The 3,233-nt window shown below is 28.3% G+C and carries 2 protein-coding genes; both read right to left on the bottom strand.

All coding sequences use genetic code 11. From position 1 onward, the window contains the following. Nucleotides 1-95: 95 nt before the first annotated feature. Nucleotides 96-800 carry a GntR family transcriptional regulator gene (locus GBZ86_RS14180; RefSeq protein WP_152891740.1) on the bottom strand — a complete coding sequence of 235 codons (705 nt, stop codon included), beginning with the start codon at nucleotides 798-800 and terminating at the stop codon, nucleotides 96-98. 109 nt (nucleotides 801-909) lie between these two features. Beyond that, a complete protein-coding gene (locus GBZ86_RS14175; RefSeq protein WP_327445274.1) occupies nucleotides 910-3,111 on the bottom strand; it encodes a stage V sporulation protein D in 2,202 nt (733 codons plus the stop codon). Nucleotides 3,112-3,233: the final 122 nt, after the last annotated feature.

Raw genomic sequence — 3,233 nt, 5'->3', positions numbered from 1 at the left:
ATATAAAATTAAAAAGATATATTTAAGTAAATTAAAAATTAAATTAAAAAATAGAAGGATTACCTTTTGGGTTAATCCTTCTTAAAGATTAAATATTAATTACTAACTGCATTTAATGTTAAATTGTAATTATAATGGTAAGTATGAGAATACTCAAATATTACACTACTTTCTAATTTAGTTATTTGTTCTATGTGTAATAATGGTGCATAAAAATCTAGCCCTAAAGCATCTTTTATTTTATCTGTAGCTATAACTGCTTCTATTGAACGATGAGCTACAGCTATTTTGTGTCCACACTTCTTTTGAATATATTCATATAAAGAACCTTTACAATGGTCTTTTGATAAATCTGGAAATAATTTAGCAGGCATATATGTTATCATATAAGATATTTGTTCATCATTAGCTATTCTAACCCTAACTATTTTCCAAATTTCATCACCAGTTTTTATTTTAAGTTGTTTAGCTATAAATTCATCAGCTCTCATAATTGCAAACTCTTGCAAAACATTTTTCACCTGAAATCCTTTTTGTTTTATTTCATTGGTAAAACTATTAATTACAGATATATTATCATTTATTTTACAACCTAAAACAACACTACCTAGTCCTTTGTGCTTTACAATACGCCCTTCTTTAACTAAATTATTTAGTGCAGATCTAACAGTCATTCTTGTAACTTCAAACATTTCACATAATTGATTTTCAGAAGGCAATAAATCTCCTTCTCCTAATTCTTTTGACTCAATAAGCTCTTTTAAATAATTTTCTATTTGTTTATATTTTGGTTCTTTCATGCTTTACCCCTACTTTTTTAAATGATAAAATAAAAATTTGAATTTCTTAATAATTTAAAGATATACTTTTTAGTTATTATAGTCAAGATGTATATACAAGTTTTGTATATTAATTTTCTAATTCCCCTAAAATTAAGTTTATAGATGTACCTTTTTTAATTACTTCAGCTGGTGAAATAGATTGATTAATTATTAATCCCTCACCTTCAAAACTTGCTTTTAAACCTATTGAATCTAAAACTTTTTTAGCATCTTCTTTAGAATAACCTTTAAAATTTGGTACTACAATATCATTATTATCATTTACTTTTTTATCTGTAAAAACACTTATCTCATCACCCTTATATACAATAGATCCAGGTCTAGGACTTATATCTTTTACAAACTTACCATTACTTTCTATTAAAACTTTCATTCCTAGTTCCTCCAATAATTTTCTTGCTTTTTCAACCTTTTTACCTCTAATATCTGGAACTATAACATATTCTTTTAAATCTGTTATTTTAGTATCTGAAGGATTCATATACTTAAATATATTAACAAAAAGTTCACTAGCATAAGGGGCTGCAACTTCACCACCAAAATATTGCCCATTTTTAGGATTGTCTATTGATATCATTATAGATACCTTTGGATTATCATATGGCGCAAAGCCAACAAAGGAAGATACATATCCTATTTTATCATCATAGCTACCTGTTTCAGAATTTACCTTTTGTCCTGTACCAGTTTTTCCAGCTATTCCATATCCTTCTATTGAAGCTCTGTTTGCCGATCCTTCTCTTACTGTTTTTTCTAAAACTCCTCTTACTTTTTCTAAAGTAGAAACTTTAATAGGTAATTCGTCAATTAGAGGTGAATAAATATCATCTATTACTCTAATGCCATCATCATTAATATGACTTATTTCTTTTACAACATGAGGTTGAATAATTTTCCCTCCATTAGCAACAGAATTTAATGCAACCATAAACTGAATTGCATTTACTGTATCAGTTTGTCCAAAAGATATAGTAGCTAAATCAACTGCATTAATAGAGTCAAGTTCCTTTATTATTCCTGGTGTTTCTCCTGGTAAGTCTATAGCTGACTTATTTCCAAATCCAAAAGCTTCAATGTATTTATTTAACTTTTCTTTTCCAAGGTTAGCTCCCATTTCCATAAATGCTACATTACAAGATTTCTCCATAGCTTGTGAAAAATTTATTGTACCATGTCCTCCATCCTTCCAACATTTTATTTTTCTATCTGCAACCTTTAATTCACCTGAACAATAATATGTTTCATCGCCTCCAGCTACACCTTCTTCTACAGCTGCCACAGCAGTTATTATTTTAAAAATTGATCCAGGTTCAAAAGAATCTGATACCGCTCTATTCCTCCACATTTTTTGTATTTTATCTGAATCAGTTTTTCCTTTGAAAATTTCATATCCTTGTTGAGGGTTATTAGGATCAAAATCTGGTTTATTTACCATAGCTAAAACCTCACCATTATTAGGGTCCATTACAATAACCGTTACAGCTTCTGGATTATGGTCTTTTACTGCTTTTTGTGCTATTTGTTCTGCAAAAAACTGTATTTTTTCATCTATTGTTAATATGAGATCTTTTCCATCAACTGGTGCTGAATATTTAGACACTGCATAAGGAAATTCTCCACTTCCACCATCCATTTCTGTTATTTTCATTCCTGGTATTCCTGCAAGTGTACTATCATATTCAAGTTCTACTCCATTTAATCCAACTCCATCTAAATTAGTATTTCCTAATAAATGAGCTAAAAAGTTATTATTAGGATAGTATCTTTTAGTATCTGTAAGAACAACTACTCCATCAATTTTAAGCTCTTTAATTCTATCTGCTTCTTTTTTTTCTACGCTTCTTGCTAATACTGCTGCTGGTACTAACTTTCCATCTTCACCTTTTATAGTTAATTTATTTTCAACTTCATCCACATTCATACTTAAAATCTCTGCTAATTGTTTTGCAATACTAACTATTTCTATATTTTTCTTTTTTGCATACTTATCTATTGTACGTAAGTTTAAATCAACTCTATACACATTAGCGCTAACAGCTAATTCATTTTGATTTCTATCTAATATGTTTCCCCTTTTTCCAAGAAGTTGGATTTCATTTGTCCATTGTTCCTTTGCCATATCAGAATATTTATCTGCTTTAAAAATCATTATCCAGCCTAATCTTAAAACTAAAGCTGCTATAAGAAAATAAGTAATACATAGAATCCCTAATACTCTTCCTTTTTTTAAAGCACTTTTTCTTTGTTTCTTTTTTTTAAGCTTCTTCACTTTTTTTCTACCCCTCCACCATTAAATTAACAGTTAAAGATACCTAATACTTTTAAAATCACTTTAAAATATGTAAAATAATAGGTCTTATGCATAAATTATATACATATATAGTAATATAA

Source organism: Clostridium tarantellae, from assembly GCF_009295725.1.
Taxonomy (GTDB): domain Bacteria; phylum Bacillota; class Clostridia; order Clostridiales; family Clostridiaceae; genus Sarcina; species Sarcina tarantellae.
This window is presented reverse-complemented; position numbering and strand designations above follow the sequence as displayed.

Coding starts and splice junctions, on each gene's coding strand:
- GBZ86_RS14180 (WP_152891740.1), bottom strand. CDS start 800: ATGAAAGAACCAAAATATAAACAAATAGAAAATTATTTAAAAGAGCTT.